This is a genomic window from Pseudoalteromonas fenneropenaei (assembly GCF_042643375.1).
Taxonomy (GTDB): Bacteria; Pseudomonadota; Gammaproteobacteria; order Enterobacterales; family Alteromonadaceae; genus Pseudoalteromonas; species Pseudoalteromonas fenneropenaei.
The window spans coordinates 1-21,051 of sequence record NZ_JBHRSD010000017.1; the positions used below are offsets into that span (position 1 = coordinate 1).

At 45.4% G+C, this 21,051-nt stretch carries 19 protein-coding genes; 12 read left to right on the plus strand and 7 right to left on the minus strand.

Features of this window, described 5'->3' with window-relative positions:
* Positions 1-389 precede the first annotated feature (389 nt).
* Positions 390-1,760 carry an oxygen-independent coproporphyrinogen III oxidase gene (hemN, locus tag ACFOEE_RS10195; RefSeq protein ID WP_377123833.1) on the minus strand — a complete coding sequence of 457 codons (1,371 nt, stop codon included), beginning with the start codon at positions 1,758-1,760 and terminating at the stop codon, positions 390-392.
* A 131-nt stretch (positions 1,761-1,891) separates the two neighbouring features.
* Positions 1,892-3,922: a methyl-accepting chemotaxis protein gene (locus ACFOEE_RS10200; protein ID WP_377123835.1), complete on the minus strand. Its 2,031-nt coding sequence runs from the start codon at positions 3,920-3,922 to the stop codon at positions 1,892-1,894.
* A gap of 156 nt (positions 3,923-4,078) precedes the next feature.
* On the opposite strand from ACFOEE_RS10200, the gene ACFOEE_RS10205 reads away from it, so the two are divergent.
* The gene (locus tag ACFOEE_RS10205; RefSeq protein ID WP_377123837.1) at positions 4,079-4,837 is read left to right on the plus strand and encodes an NADP-binding protein; all 759 of its coding nucleotides are present in this window, start codon (positions 4,079-4,081) and stop codon (positions 4,835-4,837) included.
* 54 nt (positions 4,838-4,891) lie between these two features.
* On the opposite strand, the gene hutC is transcribed toward ACFOEE_RS10205, so the two are convergent.
* Positions 4,892-5,602, minus strand: coding sequence for a histidine utilization repressor (gene hutC, locus ACFOEE_RS10210; RefSeq protein WP_377123839.1), 711 nt, complete (start codon positions 5,600-5,602; stop codon positions 4,892-4,894).
* Between the two features lie 112 nt (positions 5,603-5,714).
* On the opposite strand from hutC, the gene hutI reads away from it, so the two are divergent.
* Positions 5,715-6,941, plus strand: a complete 1,227-nt coding sequence (gene hutI / locus ACFOEE_RS10215) for an imidazolonepropionase (protein ID WP_377123841.1) — start codon at positions 5,715-5,717, stop codon at positions 6,939-6,941.
* Positions 6,942-6,962: 21 nt separating this feature from the next.
* A complete protein-coding gene (locus ACFOEE_RS10220; RefSeq protein ID WP_377123843.1) occupies positions 6,963-8,762 on the plus strand; it encodes an EAL domain-containing protein in 1,800 nt (599 codons plus the stop codon).
* On the opposite strand, the gene ACFOEE_RS10225 is transcribed toward ACFOEE_RS10220, so the two are convergent.
* The gene (locus tag ACFOEE_RS10225; protein ID WP_377123845.1) at positions 8,727-9,794 is read right to left on the minus strand and encodes a formimidoylglutamase; all 1,068 of its coding nucleotides are present in this window, start codon (positions 9,792-9,794) and stop codon (positions 8,727-8,729) included. The genes ACFOEE_RS10220 and ACFOEE_RS10225 overlap by 36 nt on opposite strands.
* Complete coding sequence (gene rraA / locus ACFOEE_RS10230; RefSeq protein WP_377123846.1) at positions 9,794-10,306, minus strand: ribonuclease E activity regulator RraA; 513 nt, start codon at positions 10,304-10,306, stop codon at positions 9,794-9,796. The genes ACFOEE_RS10225 and rraA overlap by 1 nt, the downstream gene beginning before the upstream one ends.
* A 166-nt stretch (positions 10,307-10,472) precedes the next feature.
* Between rraA and ACFOEE_RS10235 the strand changes: the two genes are divergently transcribed.
* From ACFOEE_RS10235 to ACFOEE_RS10245, 3 genes are all read left to right on the plus strand, one after another.
* On the plus strand, positions 10,473-10,994 hold the full coding sequence (locus ACFOEE_RS10235; RefSeq protein ID WP_377123847.1) for a phosphatase PAP2 family protein: 522 nt from the start codon (positions 10,473-10,475) through the stop codon (positions 10,992-10,994).
* Positions 10,991-12,043, plus strand: coding sequence for an MJ1255/VC2487 family glycosyltransferase (locus tag ACFOEE_RS10240; RefSeq protein ID WP_377123848.1), 1,053 nt, complete (start codon positions 10,991-10,993; stop codon positions 12,041-12,043). The genes ACFOEE_RS10235 and ACFOEE_RS10240 overlap by 4 nt, the downstream gene beginning before the upstream one ends.
* A 142-nt stretch (positions 12,044-12,185) precedes the next feature.
* Positions 12,186-14,066 carry a methyl-accepting chemotaxis protein gene (locus tag ACFOEE_RS10245; RefSeq protein ID WP_377123850.1) on the plus strand — a complete coding sequence of 627 codons (1,881 nt, stop codon included), beginning with the start codon at positions 12,186-12,188 and terminating at the stop codon, positions 14,064-14,066.
* Between the two features lie 106 nt (positions 14,067-14,172).
* Here the strand turns inward: ACFOEE_RS10245 and ACFOEE_RS10250 are convergent, their stop codons facing one another.
* Entirely contained in the window at positions 14,173-14,514 is a 342-nt protein-coding gene (locus tag ACFOEE_RS10250) for a zinc ribbon domain-containing protein YjdM (protein WP_377123852.1), read from the minus strand.
* Positions 14,515-14,666: 152 nt separating this feature from the next.
* Complete coding sequence (locus tag ACFOEE_RS10255) at positions 14,667-14,846, minus strand: CopG family transcriptional regulator (RefSeq protein WP_377123854.1); 180 nt, start codon at positions 14,844-14,846, stop codon at positions 14,667-14,669.
* A 326-nt stretch (positions 14,847-15,172) separates the two neighbouring features.
* Here ACFOEE_RS10255 and ACFOEE_RS10260 point away from each other — a divergent pair, with 326 nt between their 5' ends.
* The 6 genes from ACFOEE_RS10260 (at position 15,173) to ACFOEE_RS10285 (ending at position 21,050) form a co-directional block, all read left to right on the plus strand.
* Positions 15,173-15,937, plus strand: a complete 765-nt coding sequence (locus ACFOEE_RS10260; RefSeq protein WP_377123856.1) for an SDR family NAD(P)-dependent oxidoreductase — start codon at positions 15,173-15,175, stop codon at positions 15,935-15,937.
* A 226-nt stretch (positions 15,938-16,163) separates the two neighbouring features.
* Positions 16,164-16,430: an acyl carrier protein gene (locus tag ACFOEE_RS10265; protein WP_377123858.1), complete on the plus strand. Its 267-nt coding sequence runs from the start codon at positions 16,164-16,166 to the stop codon at positions 16,428-16,430.
* On the plus strand, positions 16,423-17,727 hold the full coding sequence (locus ACFOEE_RS10270; protein ID WP_377123860.1) for a hypothetical protein: 1,305 nt from the start codon (positions 16,423-16,425) through the stop codon (positions 17,725-17,727). Before ACFOEE_RS10265 ends, ACFOEE_RS10270 begins: the two co-directional genes overlap by 8 nt.
* A complete protein-coding gene (locus ACFOEE_RS10275; protein WP_377123862.1) occupies positions 17,724-18,806 on the plus strand; it encodes a hypothetical protein in 1,083 nt (360 codons plus the stop codon). The genes ACFOEE_RS10270 and ACFOEE_RS10275 overlap by 4 nt, the downstream gene beginning before the upstream one ends.
* On the plus strand, positions 18,790-19,962 hold the full coding sequence (locus ACFOEE_RS10280; protein ID WP_377123864.1) for a radical SAM protein: 1,173 nt from the start codon (positions 18,790-18,792) through the stop codon (positions 19,960-19,962). The genes ACFOEE_RS10275 and ACFOEE_RS10280 overlap by 17 nt, the downstream gene beginning before the upstream one ends.
* A gap of 5 nt (positions 19,963-19,967) precedes the next feature.
* A complete protein-coding gene (locus tag ACFOEE_RS10285) occupies positions 19,968-21,050 on the plus strand; it encodes a radical SAM/SPASM domain-containing protein (protein ID WP_377123866.1) in 1,083 nt (360 codons plus the stop codon).
* Position 21,051: the final 1 nt, after the last annotated feature.

Consider the following 21,051-nt stretch of genomic DNA (forward strand, 5'->3'; position numbering starts at 1 on the left):
TGGTGAACTCTCGATACTCACTGTGCTTATTAGATCAAAGGGCTAGATCTGTGTCTAGCCCTTTTTCAACAGTCTGAGGCCTCTCCAACTGGAGAGGCCTTTTTATTTATTGCGTGTTTAGAGATTGGCCGACTTTCAAGTAGGGAGACGAGGAACCGAAGCAGGGCTTCGCAGTCCGAGGAGCGCAAGCGTAGCGCAGCCGGACCATTACCAGGCACCTACAGCAGGCCATTCCTTGCCATCCTAGCACCACGGCATTCGTGCATCCTGCACATCAAACCCGCTCAATGTGCGGGTTTTTTGCTTTATGCATTTTCTATTTTTACTATAATAAAGATAGAAAAAAGCCCGCGTTAACGGGCTTTGAAGGGTACAAGTGTGAAAATAGGTTAGATTACACGGGAAAAGCGGGTTGTTTTGATTTGCTGTTGTAGGTAGGCATCAAAGCACATACAAATGATACGTATAAACAGGTTACCTTTGGCCGTAACTGTGATGCGATCAGCACTTAATTCTACTAATCCATCATTGGCCAAAGGCTGTAATGCCTCTAGCGCCTCAGCAAAGTAGCTGTCAAAAGTAATCGCAAACTCTTGCTCAATGGTTTTCTTATCAAGCTCAAAGTGACAGATCAACTGCTTTATTACCGCAGCACGAACAATGTCGTCGTCATTTAAGCTTATCCCTTTACTAATCGCGCAACCTTGTTCAGTAATTGCGCCATAGTAAGGCTTCAGATCTTTCTCATTTTGCAGGATCACACGACCGATTTGTGAAATGGCGGAAACCCCAAGACCCAGCAAATCACAGTTACCATGGGTGGTGTAGCCTTGGAAATTACGGTGTAGCTCTCCCTGGCGCTGTGCTTGTGCCAATTCATCATCGTATTTAGCAAAGTGATCCATGCCAATAAATTGATAACCCGCCGCTTGCATGCTTTCCAAGGTATTTTTAAAGATCTGCAATTTATCTTCAGGACTTGGCATATCCGCTTCTTTTAACTTGCGTTGTGCCGCGAATCTATCCGGCAAATGTGCGTAGTTAAACACCGATACTCTATCTGGTGCGAGCGCAATCAACTGCTCAATGGTGGTTTGATATGAATTCACCGTTTGCAGTGGCAAACCATAAATCATATCAGTATTAATGGATTTAAATCCCAGTGCTTTGGCCTCGGCTACAACTGCCAGCACACTTTCAATATCTTGCGGGCGGTTAACAGCAGCTTGTACGTCATCGTTAAAGTCTTGAATACCGAAGGAAACACGGTTAAACCCGAGTTCTCTTAAAGTTGCCAGCATATCTGGCGCCAGCGATCTTGGGTCTATTTCAATCCCTCTTTGTGCGTCATCACTGAAGCGAAAATGCTGGTTCACGAGCGTAACAAGACGAGTCATTTGACTAGCTGTGAGGAAGGTTGGCGTTCCGCCACCAAGGTGCAGTTGTTCTACTTGATACTCTTTGAACAAAGTTGCCTTAGCGGCAATTTCTCGTTCTAAATAATCTAAATATACATCCGCTTTAGATTGATGGCGGGTAATAATCTTATTACACCCACAGTAGTAACAAAGCTGATGACAAAATGGGATATGAATGTATAAAGACAATGCGCGACTGGCCGATTGTGCAATTGCCGATTTTAAGTCTTGTTCACTGTAGCCGGAACTTAACGACAACGCGGTTGGGTAAGAGGTGTATCTTGGCCCTGACACATTGTATTTTTTGATTAGGGAATCATCCCACTTGGGTAAATTAATCACACTACGCACTCATCAAGGTTAATTGAGGTAGCCTAGTATAAGAAGATTAGGAAATGAGCGTGTTGATCTGCCGCAATGATGGTCATGCTTAGTTGTATTGAACAGGGCCACCTTGATGGCCCTGACCGTTTTTAGAGCTTGAATTGATTCACGGTTGAGTTCAATGATCTTGCTAGATCATTGAGGTCTTTTGCTTCAACCGCTAACGTTTGTGCGTGATGCGCGGTGTTATTGACCAATTCATTAATAGCGTTAAGGCTATTGTTAATATCTTCAGCGACCACCGTTTGTTGCTCAGTTGCGGTGGCGATTTGATGGCTTTGGTCTTGTACTGTGGTTACTGACTGCATGATATTAGTCAGGGCATCAAGTACTTGCTGCGTTTGTGCCACAGAGCCTTCCGCTTGTGCTTGGCCTTGTTGCATCATGGTAGACGCTTGCTGGGCAATTTGTTGTAAGCGAGAGATCATATTACGGATGTCGTCGGTGGATTCTTGAGTGCGACTCGCTAATGAACGGACTTCATCCGCAACCACGGCAAAGCCTCGACCTTGTTCACCGGCACGAGCCGCTTCGATTGCCGCATTCAGTGCTAACAGGTTAGTTTGCTCGGCAATACTATTGATAACGTCAACCACTGCACCAATGCTACTGGTTTCTTGCTCAAGGCCTGCAACCACTTTGGCCGCTTCACCGATATGGCTAGAAAGCGAAGTCATCACGTCTTGTGCTTGACCTGAGCGGGTCATACCGTCTTTGGTCATACGTTGCACGGTTTCCGCGGCTTGATTGGTTTCTTGGGCATTACGTGAAATTTCAAGCACAGTGGCAGCCATTTCGGTTACTGCTGCGCTTACGCTATCAACTTGTTCTTTTTCCTGCTGAATCTCGCTATTTGTGGCATTCGATACTTCACGCAATTGCGCCGACGCATTACCCAATTGCGACGCTTGTGCTGCTGTATCTAGCATCATGGTACGCAGTTTATCAATAAAGGTGTTCATATGATGAGCGAGCTGGCCGACTTCGTCTTGGCTATTGATTTCGATACGGCGAGTTAAGTCACCTTCGCCAGTGGCGATATCGCGCATCGTAGTGGTGAGCGTTACGATAGGGCGGGTGATCATACGAGTCACTAAAATGATCATTAAAAGGATAATCGCAAGAATGATAACGACACCCGTCACCGTTGCCATCACGGCATTGTTAACTGGCTCTTCTATCATACTCATTGGGATCATCACACCCACGTGCCAGTCTAAGAGCGGCTTATCAAGCTTAATATTGTCGTAGACCACATAATACTCTTTGCCATTAAAGGTAACCTTTGCACTACCAGTTGGGTTATTGCGAATGGTTTGATTTAACGCACTAAACCCTTCAGTATTTGGGAATTGTTTTTCGAGTGCATCAAGGCCGTCTTTGCCATTTGGGCCTTCATCTGTTACGGAAAGCTTATGGCCAGTGCGTTTAGATAAATGCACAACTTTGTATTCATTATCTAATAAGAAGCCGTAACCTTCATTGTTAAAACGAATGTTCTCTGCCAACTCACTAATTTTATTGAGCTTGAGGTCAACACCACCAACCCCAATAAGCTGCTTTGCATCATTATATACAGGTTGCTGGACTACCGCATTTACCGCGCCAGTATTAATATCAACCGATACCGCACCAACATATAACCTGCCGCGCGCCATGGTATCTTGCCACCAAGGGCGTTTAAATGCGTAATAGGGTTCGCCTTCTTTATAGCGAGAGGTGCGCTCGTTTTCTTTGAAATATTCGCCAGTCTTGGCTGATGCAAAAAAAGCTGAATGAATATTGGCATCTTTACTGCGAATACGCAGAAAATCCTGATTCACTTCCTGATAGGCGTAGTCTTGCGAGAGATCTTTTTCGCGCTCAGAGTAATTGGCAAACCAGTTAACCAAATGCGGGTTGTTGACAAAAGTCTCAACAATGCGGCCATACTGAGCAAAATACGATTCCATTGATAAACGTTCAGCATAAATGTAGCTTTGCGCTTCGCGTTGGATCCCTTGACGTGAAATATCAGCGATATGCTTAATAAAATATGCAGAGGCAATGATAAGTAGCACACCGATAGTGCCACCAATCATAACCAGAATTTTTTGACGAAAGGAAAGGTTGTCAAGCATGGCTATCTCTTTCTCAGGTTATTATTATTGGAATGGGTATCCAAGTATAAAACCATATCTGGCGCTACTTTGCCACCGTTTGCGCTAAGACTTTAACGCAAATCTGTGTTTCAATATCACGGAATTAAGAATACTCAGTATAGTTGAGAATAGATAATGACGAAGCGATTAATAGTATTGGGAGCCGGATGGCTAGGAAAACCCTTGTGTGAGCATTTTTTAGCCGCAGGTTGGCAAGTGGAGGGAACCCAGCGTATCCCACAGCCGCTACCTTATTTGCGTCGCTGCGTGCTGGAACAAGGTGAGCTGAATCATAATCTTGACCTAAAACAGGCTTATTGGGTGTGTGCGGTGCCGCCGCGAGCGCGCACTGGTGGTGGTGATTATTTAGCGTTTTTACAGGCGTCACTTGAACTTGCGGCTGAGTATCAAGCACAGGGATTCGTATTATGTTCATCAACAGCGGTTTATGCCAACAACAGTGGTCGTTACGATGAACAGGCGGCGCTTGCAGAGCCCACTCCTCGTACCGAGACGCTACTTGCAGCAGAGCAGTTGGTATTACAAAGCGGTGGTAAAGTGCTGCGTTTAGCGGGGTTAATAGGTCCTGGGCGTGAGCCGGGACAATTTGTAGCAGGAAAAAACCTTAGTAGTGCAGCGGCTGATCCGGTGAACATGGTGCATCAAGGCGATGTGATCAAGGGAATTGCCACTTTGCTCGACAACTGGCCTGATGCCAATACCATTTACAACCTTTGTTATCCCGCTCACCCTGATAAAGAGAGCTATTATGCGCGCCACTGTGCTGCTGCAGCACAGCAACCGCCCGTGTTTACGGGGGAGCAGTCAGTAGTAAGGATCATTGATGGCTCAGCCATAACAGAATTGGGTATGGCGTATACGCATCCGATCTAAACTCCGATTTAAGCTGCTTTGGGGCTAAGTTCACTTATTTTGCTAGCACAGGAATTATTTCCTAAAGGTTAAGTGACCACCCAAACGATATTTGCTACCTGGCGAGATCAGACGCGCAAAGCTTACTATGCCCACCGCTGACCAAGTGCGGCGGATCACTTGCAAGCAAGGTTCTTCATTAAACAGGTTCAGCCACTCGCAAATGGTGCGATTGGGGGTTATGGCCTCGACCGTGTGGCGCGCTTCAGTTAACGGCGCGACTTGCGATAAATATTCATGAGGCGTGAGGACTGTGAAATCTTGTTGTAAATAATCGTTCGCTAAGTGAGGATTGACAAAGCGCTCTTCGACTTGAAGTGGTTGCTCATTTTCATGATGTACTAAGACACTGCGATAAACCTGACTATTAGCTTCGACGCCAAGAGCAATGGCGATAGGGGCTAATGCAATGATGCTCTCCAAAGTTAAAACAGTGCAGCTGTAGGCACCGCCTCGTTCTTTTACTTCATCCGCAATATTGCGAATTTCCAGCAGTGAAGACTGTGATTTTAAACTCGCGACGAAAGTTCCAAGGCCTTGGCTGCGAGTCAAAATACCCGCATCGGTCAATTCACTTAACGCCCGTCTTGCCGTCATACGACTGACTTGAAACTGTTCTGCGAGTTCATTTTCCGATGGTACGCGGTCATTTTCAAGCCACGTATAGGCGCGGATATGATCGATAATATGTTGTTTTATTTGCGCGAATTTAGGTTGTGTGGTCACAAAGCGAGCCTTTGCCAATGGGTTGATAGAAATAAAGATGGCACAGCGCTGTTGTATATACAAGAATGCTTGCTACACTCAGCTAAAATTTTCACGATCTTTGAGGATGGCTATGCTGACGCCAGATTTTGTCATTACCGATGTTCATCTTGCGACGATGGATGCAACCCTAGATGCCCCTTATGGTGCCATTACCGATGCGGCATTAATGGTACAAGATGGGCACATTGTATGGCTTGGAAAGCAAACTGACTTACCTGAATTTGACCATTTAGCTACGCCCATTCATAGCGCCAAAGGGGCGTGGTTGACGCCGGGGCTCATTGATTGCCACACCCATATTTTATTTGCCGGATCGCGTGCTACTGAGTTCGAGCAACGTTTACAAGGCGTGTCGTACCAAGAAATCGCCGCCCAAGGTGGCGGTATTGCTCGTACCGTGGGCGCTACCCGTGAGGCGGATCATGAAGCATTGTTTGTGCTTGGCAAGCAGCGCCTGAACAGCTTATTGCGCGAAGGTGTGACTACAGTTGAAAGCAAATCCGGTTACGGGCTAGACCTTGAAAACGAGTTAAAACTGCTTGAAGTGAATCGTTTGTTGGACGAGCATCACCCCATTTCTGTCAGCAGCACTTTTCTCGGTGCCCATGCAGTACCACCGGAATTTAAAGGTCGCGCCGATGAATACATCACTCAAGTGTGTGAAGTGATGTTACCGCTGGTAGCGGAGCGCAAGCTTGCTGATGCCGTCGATGCTTTTTGTGAAAATGTGGGTTTTAGCTATGCGCAAACTGAACAAGTGTTTGCCGCGGCAAAAGCACTAGGTTTGCCAGTTAAATGTCACGCAGAACAGCTTTCGAATCAGCATGGTAGTGAGTTGGTGGCGAAATACGCCGGTTTATCAGCGGATCATATTGAATATCTTGATGAAACTGGCGTTGCGGCGATGGCAAAAGCAGGCACAGTAGCGGTGCTATTGCCGAGTGCATTCTATTTCTTGCGTGAAACACAGCAACCACCGATTGCGTTATTGCGTCAATATCAAGTGCCCATAGCACTGGCCAGCGATTTTAATCCAGGCACCGCGCCACTGTGTTCATTGCGTCTAGTATTGAATATGGGCTGTACGCTTTTCCGTCTCACGCCTGAAGAAGCCTTGGCGGGTGTAACCCGTCACGCAGCTGCCGCGTTAGGTCTAACCGACCGTGGGGTGCTTAAAGTTGGGATGCGTGCTGATTTGGCTCTTTGGCAAATAACTCATCCGTCACAATTGAGTTACCAATTCGGCGTAAATGAGCTGTTAAATCTCTGGATATTGGGTAAACTTATTCAATATTGATTTTTATACAATGGTTTGCCGATGCTGTTAATGGCAGGGTTGACGCTGGTGCAAGGGAGTATGCCGTCGCAGTTTTCACAGTGGATGTCGCTTGGTTCGATTCAGGCTTGTCTGGCTGGTGCAGTATTGATGGGGCTTATTCATAGCCTGTGGTGGCAAGACTCAGGATTAATTAGAGTGCTGCATTGGTCGACTGCGATTGTTACTTTGGCGCTATTGAGCACAGGCATGCCATGGCTTGGTTTTGTGCTCGGTGCGTTACTGATAGCGCAATTGCTCTTCGCCAGCCAACAGCGGCTAACGCTGCCGTTAAAGCCACTTGGGGGGGTTGCGGTCAGCTATCTTGTCTTATTAAGCGGTTATTATTTTGCTGCGTTGCCATTACTTTTGCTAGCACTGCCGGGTATTGCCTTACAGCTGTTATGCTTACATCAGGTTTATTGCAAGGCGCGACAACAAGCCAAGCCTGCGGTGATGGCAAGACAAACCGATCCGCTCGGTGTTGCTGACAGGGAAAGTTTGCGACAAGCGTTTTTGACCTTTCAAGGGCTCTCACCTTGCCCTGCGATGTTAGTAATGATCAGGCTGCAGGGCTTTCAAGAGGTTAATCTACATTTAGGTCGAGATTTCGGCGACATTCTCTTAGTTCAATCGGCTAATCGTTTAAAGCAGCAGTTACGCCATACTGAGGTGTTGTCTATCCCTTGTATTAATAGTTTTGAAAAAGTAGCGCATTTAGGTGGGCTGCATTTTGTTTTTATCTGTAAGTTGCAAGAGCATAAACATTTACATGAGCAGTTGCTGGACGATATTTTCAAAAATACCTTGAAACCGTTCAATGTTGCTAATTGCACGCTGGAGATCACCGCTCGTGCCAGTTATGTGTCCTGTGATGAAGCGGATGGTCAATTTGAGCAGATCCTGAGCCTTGCTTATTTGGCACTCGACAGCAATCCCGAGCAGACCGTAGTGCCTTATCAATCGCAACTACAAGTGCGTAAACAAGAGCAACAATCGCGTCTGGCAGAGCTGGCTAAAGTTGATTTTCGCCAAGAATTTGAGCTTTATTTCCAACCTGTGGTCCGCCATCGTGATGGCGATATTGAATTTTTAGAACTGTTGTTACGTTGGCAGCACCCTAAGCAAGGCATTCTTGCCGCCAATGTGTTTATTGATGATATTCGCATTGCTGGGCTTTCGCTGCGCCTAGCGCAGTATGTGATTGAACGGGCTGCCGAACTTGCAATGGCACTGCAAATGGAGAAGCGCCCTATAGCACTCAGTTTTAACGTCTTTGGCCCCGAAATGCTGCATGAAGAATTTATTGAGTTTATTGATAAAGTGATGACTGAGCACAATCTGCCACAGGGTAAGTTGATCATTGAATGTCCGGCGGCGTTATTTTTATCTTTGAGCTCACAAGAAGTAGCCATGATCGCGCGACTGAAATCGTTGGGAGTACGTTTATGTGTGGATGGATTCGGTGAGGCACCGCTAGTTTTAGCTAAACTACCAAAGCTCGCGGTAGATTACGTCAAAATTGGGCAATCACTCACTCGCGAACATCAGCAACAAGGGCAATTTAAAGCCATGGTGCGCGGGATGGTAGAAATACAGCAGCAACTGAATAGTAAAGTGCTGTGTGAAGGGGTTGAAACACTGGAACAATTGCAGTTTGTGAAAAGCCTCAACACTTATGGCGCGCAAGGCTATTATTTTGCAAGGCCTTTATCCAGTGTTGGTATGTTGACTTGGTTAGAACGCTGGCAAGCCGAGCATCCGGTCTCAGGGGACCAGATGTCGGGCTTGTCGAGCTTGTAAATAACTACACACTAAGGCGCTAAGTACTTGGCCTGCTTCGTTCATCCCTTGGGCAAGGCCATTAGCATGATTGCCCGGCGCCGCTTCACATAAATGCAAATAGGCCGCTTGTTTTTGCGATGCGCCTAAATGGACAAAATGTTCTACATCACTGACGCTCATACCACAGTTAGTAAATGCGCTGACTGGCATACCACTAATACAGTCAACATCGACCTCTATACCCAAGGGTAATTTGCTGTTAAAGCGCTGCAAAGCGCGCTCACAGGCCTGAGTTAAGTTGGTGGTACGGCGCACATAGAGTTCTTGATAACTGTTAAACGTAGCGCCCGCATCACAAAGACCAGAAATGATGGCCTGATTGTTCTTTTGTTCATGCAAACCAATCACGTGGTACTGCGACAATATCCCTTCATGATAAGCATAACTAAAGCTATTGCCGCTATGGCGGCCTTCACGGCTGCGAAAATCCGCATGCGGGTCGCAGTTAATGGCATTTACTTGGGTTTGTTTCGCTCTATGTAAGCCTTTTAAAATACCGTAGGCGTTATTGTGTCCACCGCCTATGACGAGCGGCTCTAGACCGGCACTGAAAATCGCACTTAATACTTCGGCTACGCGTTGATCTACCAGTTCACACAGTTCACGCAGCTGCTGTAAATCTTTGCCTTGATTGGTGAGTTGGTCAGCAGCTTGTTGCAGATCACGGCAGTCCACTTCACCCAGCAATAAAATCTTACTGGCATCCAAAAACTGATTGCTGGCAATGTTTAAAAAGCGCTTTAGAAAGGCTTGCCAGCCCTGTGTTGCGCCACCTAAGCCGCAATTAGCTCTGGGCCCAATATCTTCTGGTATACCCACTAATACATAGCGGATACCAAATTGTGCAGCGTCTTTTAGAGCGTCACTAAAATGGCTTTGGCTGTCGAGATAGGCAAGGTGTTGCCAGACGCGTGGCTCATTGGCCCGCTCAACCGTGAGGTGTGCAACATCGGCCTCACGGTAACAAATAAGCGATGTAGCGCTAGACATTAATACTCGTCAACCTCGTCTTCGTCACTTTCAACCGCTAAGTCTTCAGGTGAAATGATAATGCCGGTGCTATCAGCATAAAGGAAATCTTCATCATAGAAAGAAACGCCAGCGAAGTTAACTGGAATACCGTGCTCACCAGCTCCTGTGCTGTCGGCAGCAACTGGAATGGAGGCGATTGCTTGAATACCTAAATCGATTTCCTCCAATTCATCCACATGGCGAACGGCACCATAAACCACAATGCCTTCCCAGTGGTTTTCCAACGCCAGTTCAGCCAATTCAATATCTATCAGGGCGCGACGAGTAGAACCACCGCCGTCAATAAGAAGTACCTGACCTGAGCCATCTTGCGATAACAGTTCTCGGATCAGTTCGTTATTTTCAAAACATTTCACCGTTTTTATGCGGCCACTGAAGCTACTGCGGCCCCCAAAATTCACGAACATAGGTTCTAGTACATCGACTAGGTCAACAAAATGATCGCACAGATCTGAAGTGCTGTAGTCCATCTCTCATTCCTCTGAAAATAAGCGTTCTGGCAATCAGTATACTCCCATCACGATGCATATCAATCCCAATAATTACGCGCAATATTAATGTCTTAAAAATGTCACTGAGTTGTTATTTTCAGCACCTATGCTGAAAATGTGTGCAATTTGTTAAGAGAGGCAGCGCATGAAAGCCAAATTAAGTGAATTTGATACTGCGCTCTATTTTGTCTTATTTAAACCCGAGCGGTGTGAAGTCGTTCGCCAGCTTGCATTATGGCTGTCGAAAAGTGGCAATGGCGGTATGTATGTGATTGTCAGCGGTTGTATGTGGTACTGGTTTCCTGAGCCGGGACGCTGGTTGTTTTTAACCGCGTTATTGGGCTTTGCCATTGAACGGCCGATTTATTTTGTATGTAAGCGTTATATTGGCCGCATTCGTCCTTGTGATTACTTACATCAGGTGGCGTTTTTGACTCCCAGCGACAAATTTAGTTTGCCATCAGGCCATAGTGCTGGGGCGTTTTTATTTGCCACTGTGTGGGCGACTACCTATCCGCAGTGGAGTTGGTGTTTTTATTTGTGGGCAACGGGTGTGGCGGTGTCACGTGTGGTTGTTGGGGTGCATTATCCACTCGATATCATAGCAGGCGCAGGGCTTGGCATCTTATGTGCGGAGTTGGCAGTAGTAGTACAGGACACTCTATGAAGATACTCTATGGCATCCAAGGAACGGGAAATGGTCATATTACGCGAGCGCGTATGATGGCAGCAAGTTTCAAAAAGCTAGGCGTTGAAGTGGATTATCTTTTCAGTGGTCGGGAGCAGAATGGCTATTTTGATATGGAATTATTTGATAACTACCGTACATTCGAGGGGTTATCGTTTATTACCGAGCAAGGCAGCGTTAAACTGTGGAAAACTGCAAAGCAGTTAAACTTCAGTCAGTTTTATCGTGATTTGCAAGCTTTGGATGTTTCTCGGTACGATTTGGTGTTTAACGATTTCGAACCGCTAAGCGCGTGGGCTGCCAAGCGCCAAGGCGTCCCTGTGGTAGCGATGAGTCATCAGGCTGCGTTTTTACATGCTGAAGTACCTGCGCCGGGCAGTCGATACTGGCATAAGGCACTCATTACGCGTTTTGCCCCCGCAGACGTCTATTTAGGGGTGCACTGGCAGCCCTATCATAAAGCGATTATTCCTCCTTTTATAGCTCATCCAGCGCACCTGAATTTCTGCCCTTCGATTGCTAATAAAGTGCTGGTGTATTTACCGTTTGAGCAACTAAGTAGTGTGATTGAGTTTTTGAACGATTTCCCGGACCGCGAGTTTTATTGTTATCACCCAGCGGCAACGAACACTTCGCTAAAGCATATTCACTTACGTGCGCCAAGTCGTGACGGCTTTTTGCGTGATCTAGCCAATTCCTGCGGCGTGGTTGCTAACGCAGGATTTGAGCTATCTAGTGAGGCACTTCAGCTTGGTAAAAAGCTGCTACTAAAGCCATTACATGGGCAATTTGAACAGCAAGCGAATGTGATGACATTAGAACAAATGGGAATGGCGCAGTCGATGAACTACTTAAACGCCAATGCCCTTGATGACTGGTTGGGCGCAAAGAGCAATGGACACTATACTTTTCCCAATGACCCCGCGCCGTTAGTTGAGTGGTTATTGGCCAAACAATGGACGAATTATGCGAGTTTACATCAGCAGTTATGGCGTCATGTTCAGTTCATTCGTGACCGAGCTGCTTAAATGTTGAACGCTTGGTGACGATTAATTACAGACCCCGTTAAGAATAAAAAATTTGTTTATATTTTAGCAACTTTAGATTACGCACATTCAGCCGATAACCACTATAATTGTGTGGTTCCCTTCAAAATTTAGGTGAGGTCTGATGGGCTTTTTAGAAAACTTGACCATTAAGCGCCGTTTGCAGCTCAACGCGTTATTTGTTGGAGTTGCCATGGTGGTCATGCTGGTGGTGATTATTTATGAAGCCAAAACCATGTTGCGGCTTAACGAAACCATTCAATACGCAGAGGAGCTCGACATTCACGAGTTAGCAATGCGCAAGTATGAAAAGAACTTCTTGTTTTATAAGGATGTTTCTGCGCTAGTTGAGTTTGATAATGAGTATCAGCAACTAAATGATAAAATAGCGAAATTGCAAGCAATTTTTGCGGATTTTGCTCTTGATAAGCAACAGTTGAGTCAGTTTAGTTCTCTCGCAAAAATCTATTATGATGAATTTCAACATGTTGTTAAGCTGCAAAAACGCATAGGTTTAGACCCAAAAGACGGGTTATATGGCGAATTGCGTGCTGCAGTGCACGAAGTTGAAACTTTGCTGAAGGAAAAACAAAGTAGCGAGCTATTGGTGATGATGTTGCAGCTCAGGCGTACAGAAAAAGACTTTATGTTGCGTCTAGATGCCAAGTATCAAAGCACGTTCAATGGGCTGATAGTAACTTTCAAAGACGAAATTCAACGTTCAGGGCTAGAAGCTGAATATGTGCAGCCGTTACTTAGCTTGGTTAATGTCTACCAAGATAAGTTCAATACATTAGTTGATGCTCAAGTTGAATTAGGGGTGTCGTTAGACACAGGCGCTTTGGGGCGGATGAAAAAGGCAGTTGAAGCCAGTGATCAAGTGGTCTCGCAAATTGTCGAGCAAACCAAGTTGCAAATTGTCACTAATGCTAGTCAAACACAAACTTTTGCAATCGGTATTTTTATTGTGTCAGCCATTGTGGTGATGATTTTGGTGTTGTCGACCAGTCGTTCTATTGTTGAACCTGTAGAGCGTGTGTACCAAACAATTGAACAGATCCGGCGTGAAAATGATTTAAGCTTATCTATTGAACAGTCTGGGAATGATGAAATTAGTCATATGACAGCCGACTTCAACAGTTTAATCGGAGATTTCCGTACGTTAATTGCGGAAGTTAACTCTGCGCTATCAACCGTGAACCATGCAACACAGAGTCTGACCGAAAGCTCGTCGCAAACCAGCGCAGGTATGCAAGAACAGTTGCATGAAGCCGATATGGTAGCCACCGCGGCAACTGAAATGCAGGCGACGATTCAGGACATTAGTCATAATACTGAAGCGGCGGCACATAAAGCGGAATCGACCAACGGCAATGCACAGCAGGGTCGTAAGGAAGTGGATGCAACCATCAAACTGATCATGCATTTGTCATCATCACTTGGTGGTGCTTCAAATGTGGTTTCGCAGCTGGAAAAAGACGCGGTGACAATCGGTTCAGTGCTTGACGTGATCCGCGGCATTGCCGAGCAGACTAATTTGCTGGCGCTTAATGCTGCCATTGAAGCGGCGCGTGCTGGCGAGCAAGGCCGAGGATTTGCGGTAGTGGCTGATGAAGTTCGTTCTTTAGCGCAGCGTACGCAAGACTCAACTAAAGAAATCGAAACGATTATTTCCAGCTTGCAACTGCGTACACGTGAAGTGGTGAGTATTATGGAGCAGTGTCGCGCACAAGGTAGCGATAGTGTGGCGCAGGCTGAAAAGGCCGGCAAGTTACTAGAAATGATCACCAATGATGTGCAAACCATCATGGATATGAGCACGCATATCGCGACGGCGATAGACGAGCAAAACCAAGTGGCATCTGAAGTGAATAAGAACGTGGTACGTATTCGTGATATTGCCCAAGTAGCAACCGATCATGCTTACGCTAATGCGCAAAGCACTGAAGAGGTGGCTGAGCAAGCCAAAGTATTACATCAGGCGGTGGCAAGATACCGAGTGTAAGTAGTAGACACTTTGTTTAGCCAGTTAATGGGCCGTCTTTATGACGGCCTGTTGTTTTTCTTGGCGAAAAACCTTGTTGCGGCTAGCGTATTGGCTTGAAAGGAGATCAGGCCTTTTTGACGAATTCAGATTTTAACATCATGTCGCCAGCGCCATCGACTTTACAATCTAAATCGTGATCGCCTGCCACTAAACGTTTAATTGTGGCTTTAGTACCAATTTTTAGCACCATAGACGAGCCTTTCACTTTCAAGTCTTTAATCAAAGTGACTTTGTCGCCGTCAGCCAATTGCGTGCCATTGGCATCTTTAATCAATAACGCATCTTCATCAACAACGACAGCATCTGGATTCCATTCGTGCGCACACTCAGGACAAATCAGCATTTGCTGATCTTGATACGCGTACTCAGACTGACATTTTGGACATGGTGGGATTGTGGCGCTCATAAAAATCTCTCTTTAATCAAGCCAGCATAGGTATGCTGACGATATGATAATGCTATTGCAATGGCATTATAATGTTTTGCAGTGCTTCTCTCAATCATTAAGCCGAATTGAGCCTGTTGGCCAAGATTGTCTATCGCAGGATCTGACTGTTATTACTCGCTTTTATCATCAGGCACTTGGGTAAAATCAACCTTATGTTGCTCCAAATAGCCACGGATCAACTGACGCACCACTTGCGACGGGGTGAGATCTTGCTCGGCACACAGTTGTTCAAACGCTTTTTTCTTACGTGGGTCGAGCAAGACAGTAAAACGAGCGGTTTTTGTTTCCATCAGAGTACCTAAAGTTACTTATTACCACTCAATTCTAATGCTTCAGTACAATTTTAGGAATCATAACATCGCTGTTTGTTCGGCTAGTCTATCGGCAAAGCCAGAGTCGGTTTTGGTAAACTTGAATAAATTTTAATTGGCTGTGTCAAAGGTGATTATTTACATTGTATAGGTGGAGTATATATTTAATGGATTTCAAAAGGCACGTAGGCGGCAAGTTAATGAGTAAGTGATTAGAGGGAATGTAGTGCGGTCAACTGCAGTGTATTTTGGAAGGTGACGGGTATATTCACAGCCGTATTCATTTTTATATCAAGGAGTCAGTGTTGTCATTATTTGATTTAACAGGGAAAACAATAGTTATTACTGGTGGGAACCGTGGGATAGGGTTGTCCTTAGCACATCACTTACATCAGTTCGGTGCCAATATCGTTATCCTCGCAAGGGATATCCAGCAGAATCAACTAGCACTAAAAACTTTATCGGAAAAAGGCGAGCGAGTCCTTAGTATTGAATGCGATGTAACTAACTCAGCTAGTGTTAATCAAGCGATGGCTGAGGCGGCGAATTGGCAAGGTGGCATATATGGATGTATTGCTAATGCAGGTGGACGTAGTGACGGTTATGAGTTTGCTGAAATGCCCGAATCGGTGTGGGAAAAAACTTTAAGTACTAATTTAACCGGTACATTCAATACTTTTCAAGCGGCGTTGAAATACATCAAAAACAATGAGAAAGGCCGTTTGTTAGCCATTTCGAGCCTTGCTGCTTGGCATGGTAATGCGAATTTTGCTGATTACGCGAGTTCGAAAGCGGCGCTTGAAGGACTATGCCGTGCATTGGCGATAGAGCTGGCACCTTTCAATATTACGGTGAATTGTTTAGTACCCGGCTGGATAGATACGGAAATGAATGCAGCAGTGAAGGCTGATAAACGTCAATTTGAAGCGATTAAAAGGCTTCGTATACCCCTAAGACGCTGGGCTGAGCCAGACGAATTAGCCGGTGCAGCAGTATACTTAATGTCAGATTCCAGTAGTTATCACACCGGAGACAGTTTAGTGGTAGATGGTGGTTACCACATTGCCTAAGTAGATTAGTTTTAATCTAAAATTTATTGTTCAAAATATCGTAAAAATAATTGATGTAGCTATTTTGGATGGCTGTTATGTCATTATTTTTATTTATATTTTATTCAATATGTTTATATTTCAATTTCGTTGTTTGCAATGGTTTTAGAGGTTGAGATAATTTTGATTGAGCGTCGATTTGCGGTTTAGTAATAATTTGGCTAAGTGCAATTGATGTGACTCTAAAATGGAAATTGAAAAGCTAGCCACGCTACTCATAAGTGTAAAAAGTAACCCTGATATCGCAGAGAAGTTGAACTATGAGAGTAATTTAATCGAAGATTTTGCAATAGATTCATTGGATATTGTAGACATATTGCTGGGTTTAGAGGCCACTTTTGATATCTCAGTAGATTTTGATAATTTCGATTTTGAAAATCTAACGAAAGTCTCGCGCTTGCTTGCATATATCCAAACTCGCAAAGAGCAAGTCGGGGACGTTGCATTTGGTTAAGGCCGTATACTGGGCTCATTTTGACCCAGAAGCCTATTGGCAACCGGCGTCGCATATTAAGTTGCCAACCATTGCAATGTCTCAGACGGCGATTGCAATTGCTTTGTTGGATGAACTGTATCTGCCAGAAGCTGATGGGGATTTAGCGCTTACCTTAGTACGCCCCGATCCGGCCTTAAGCAGCTACCATCAAGCTATTGGTTTAGTACCTACTCGACACTGGGTTTTTGCGAATGTCGGTCAATGGCAAAAGTTGGGCAAACCGAATTGGTTGGCGCTGTTTGCTCAAGCTGCAGCGTGGCAAGCGGAGCATAGCAATATTGCTGATGCGTTTGCCTTACTTGGTCAGTGGCCTCACAGACCTTATGCGTATATTGAAGCGATTCGAAATATTCCCGAATTTTGCGATGATCTGCCACAGCTTAACGCGGTCTTAAATGCCAACAGTAAAAGCTACGTGACTCAACTAAGTCAACATTTGGCTATTCGCTGTGATGGGGTGCTGGTTGAAACCCGAGAAGATATTGAAGCGGTATTTGAGCTGCCGCTGCCGTTTGTGATCAAAGAGGCGTTTGGTGTCTCTGGTCGTGGCAGCATAAAAATACAGCAACCTGAGATAGCTGAGCGCTGTAAAGCTTATTTATTGAAGCAATGCAGACAAGATACGGCTGGTTTAGTTGTCCAACAGTGGTTTGAGAAAGAACTCGATTTTTCTAGCCAGTGGTGGATAGACAAGGATGGTGAAGTCACCTTGTTGGGGGTATGCGAGATCGCAAATCAAGGGTTCAAATTTGTTGGTGTGAACCCATGTCGTGGTGCCCTTATGAAGCAGTTGGAACAAGGCGAATATTTTTCGCAACTTAAGCAGCTGCTGCAAAGTTTACATCAGCAAGGCTACTATGGCCCCGCGGGTGTTGATTCTATGCTATTGAAAGATGGTAGTATTTATCCCGTACTTGAAGTCAATGCGCGGCAAACCATGGGCAATATCGCATTGAGTTGGTTTGCTCGCTTCGCTCATTTGCCCCAGCTTAGTTTTCGTCAATATGATGTGCAGTATGTTCAACCGCTTGATTTTGAGCAATTACTACAGGATTTAGCGCAAGCTGGAGTATTGTACGAGCAAAATCACCCGCGCGGTATGATTCCGCTGTTATCGAGTAACTTACAACTTGAGCTTAATAAAGACAGTTTGCGTGGTCGTTGGGCGCATTTAGAAACCCCAGCAGTGGATGGCTGTGATTATGTTGCAGTGTTGAATCGCGCCTTGCTAAGACAAGGAGCGAAAATTATATGAATGAGAGTCAACATCCAGTACTTATTTTGACTGCGGCCAGTGGGCTTGGCACCTTTGCCCCAGCGTGGCGTTTAGCCCAGCATTTTCGACAGCGTGGTATTAGCGCAGCCCTTTATTGCTTAGAGCAATGTTATTCTGCCAACGCTATTGAGCAACTTAAAAAAACTCAACGCCGCTGCCAAGCTGATTTTCGGGCTGCCAAAATGATTCAGCAACTATTAGAAAAACAAAGCGTTGATATTGTTGACGCGATTGATAAAGACAAATTTGCCGATTTACAGACGCAGTGGCAACAGCAGCATTTTACGCGCTGTATTGTATTTAGTGGATTCTGGTTACGGGTATTAACTGAACTGGCACCTGAGCTGCTTACGCAGTTTCCAGTCGATGCTGTGCATCTAGACGCAGTAGATGCAACTTCATGGCTACACGCACAAACGTCGGTGCAGCCAGCTAATGTGGTTGTTTCACATCATTGGCTCTACCGTGACGAGAGTAAAGAAATTAACTTACTGTTTCCAACCGAGACAGCCCAGTCTTGGCCAGCAAGAGCAAATAAAGTGTTATGTCACGGCGGAGGTTGGCATATCAGTCAATTCGATGAAGTGATAAACGAACTGACGGCCCATCAAATTCACTGTGATTTTATTAGCTCGCAAGATTCCCTTTGCCATCCTTTGGTACGTGAAATTGTCAGTCACAATGATTGGCAACCATGGCTACAGCCAGAGCAACTACCTACTTTGACAGTCGCTGACGAAGTGATCTCAAAACCTAATGCGATTGATTATTTCTCTGCTTTGGTGAGGAACTCGCGGGCAATTATCAGTAAACCAGGCGGCGCAAGTTTGCTGGATAGTTTGGTGCATGCAACACCGCTTATCTTCTTACCTGCTTATGGTCAATATGAACAAAAAAATGCAGAGCACTGGATTGCCCAAGGATTTGCTATCGAGTTCAGCGATTGGTTAGCCCAAGGTATGCCTTGGTCAACTATCAATCAATTACATCTTAATCTGCTAGCACAGCATCCGCTTCCCGCCATTTATGGAGTTGATTCAAATGCGTCCAGCCACTGAGCAAAAAATTACTAAGCAAGAATTTGTGCGCTTGAGGCAACGCGCAGCAAACCAAGCGCGATTACGGCGCTTAAATGACAGCGCTGCTTCAGTGACTTTAGCTGTCCCTGAACAAATCGGTATTAAAATGAATAATACCTGCAACCTTAGGTGCCAGCATTGTTTTGAATGGAATGAGGAAGGCTACCACCACCATATGGAAAAACAGCAGGTACGTGATGAAGTTGAACTCGCGTTAATTGAAAAATTGCTGAAGCAGACAGAGTCAATGCAAAGTGCGTTTTATCTTTGGGGTGGTGAGCCGCTGATGTACACCCAGATGGCTGAGCTGGCTGACTTGTTCGAGCGTTATCCTCGCTGGGTGACTATTTGCACAAATGGCATGTTAATTAAAAAACATTTACCGCATTTGTTAAAAATGTCTGCCAACTTAGCCATGTTAGTGAGTCTTGATGGACTAGCGCCAGAAAATGATGCCATTCGTGGCGCAGGTGTTTTCGACAAAGTAGTAAGAGGCATTTCAACCTTACTGCGTTTGCGCCAGCAAGGTAAATACCAGGGTAAAGTGTCTATCTGCTTGACCCTGCATGATGGTGTTATTGGTAAGCTCACCGAGTTTTTGACATTTTTCGCACAACTGGGTATCGACAGTGTGTATATCGTTTTTCCTTGGTACATGCCTGAATCAGTTGCTGCAGATATGGATGAATGGGTGCAAACGAATTTACCTTATCGTGCCAAATATATTCCTGATTTTAGTAAAGCCAGCTGGCATGGCTATACACATCATATTAATGCAGAAAAAATTCCAGAATTGCTTGAAGAGCTACGCACCATTACGGCGCAAACTTGGCCCTGCCGCGTACGTTTCCACCCCGATTTATCGTTTGAAGAAGTTACGGGGTTTGTCAAAGGTGAAACGTTAGCTGCAGAGGGTAAAACGCGCTGTACCGCTATCAACCATCGCCTTGATGTGTTGCCGGGTGGTTCAGTATCTAGTTGTAAGTTTTTTCCAGAACTTGAGGTCGGTAATCTGCAAGCATTGCCGCTGAAAGATATTTGGCATGGCCAAGCTTTTAATGCCTTTAGAAGCAAAGTGCAATGTGGATTAATGCCGGTGTGTTCGAAATGCACCTTGTTATACAGTACAGGTTGAGCGCCATGACCAATATTTTGCAAAGCCAATTGCCTTTATGGGTAACTTTACAACTCACTGATGCGTGCAACTTACGTTGTAAAATGTGTTACGAATGGGGTGAAAACGGCGCTTATCACGGAAAAGTGTTGGAACGCTTAGACAAAGAAACCGTGTTTAAAGTCATCGATGAATGTTTGCCCGTGAAGCCTTATTTTGCGCTGTTTGGTGGCGAGCCTATGATGTACCCTTGGTTTGATGAGGTGGTACAACGTATTCGCGATGGCGGGGCGCGGGTCGATATTCCTACCAATGGCATGTTTCTGAGTCGAAAAGCAGAAAAGCTACTAGCATCACCGCCGAATCGGATCTGGGTGTCATTGGATGGGCCAAAACATATCAATGATGAACAGCGTGGTAATGGTGTGTTTGACGCGGTACAAGAGGGCGTGCGTACACTGTTTGAGTTGCGCACCAGTCGAGGGCTGAGTGAACCTAAGATAGGTTATACCTTTATCGTTACGCCTTTAACTCATCTATACGTCAAAGGCTTTGTGGAGCAGTGTCTAGATTTAGACATGGTTGATCACTTAAGCATTGAATTTCAAACTTTCGCCACTGAGGATGAGCATCAGCAGCATTTACAGTTGTTTAAGCGTCTCTTTGATGTACCAGAAACACCTTGTGCAGCGGGCATGGTTGCGCCTAAACATCGCTTTGAAATGATGGACTTTGAAGAGCTTGCTAAACAAATTAGTTGGGTAGAGCAACAATGCCGCCAACGAGGCATCTACTTTGTCAGTTACCCAAAAACCATTTCAGCCGAAAATTACCGTGCGTATTTTTATAAGGACTATAAAAATCTGCTAGATAGTCGGACACGATGTCATTTTCCTTGGATCTATATGGAAGTTGCCGCCAATGGCGATGTGACGCCATGCCACACTTTTTATGACTATGCGGTGGGGAATGTGAACCACCAGTCGGTGAGTGAAATTTGGCGTGGGCCAAAAATGGAGCGCTTGCGTGGCGGTCTAAGGCAGGCGGGGGGATTGTTCCCTATTTGTGGCTCTTGTGCTCGTTATTATGCCGATCCGAGTAAACGTTAGG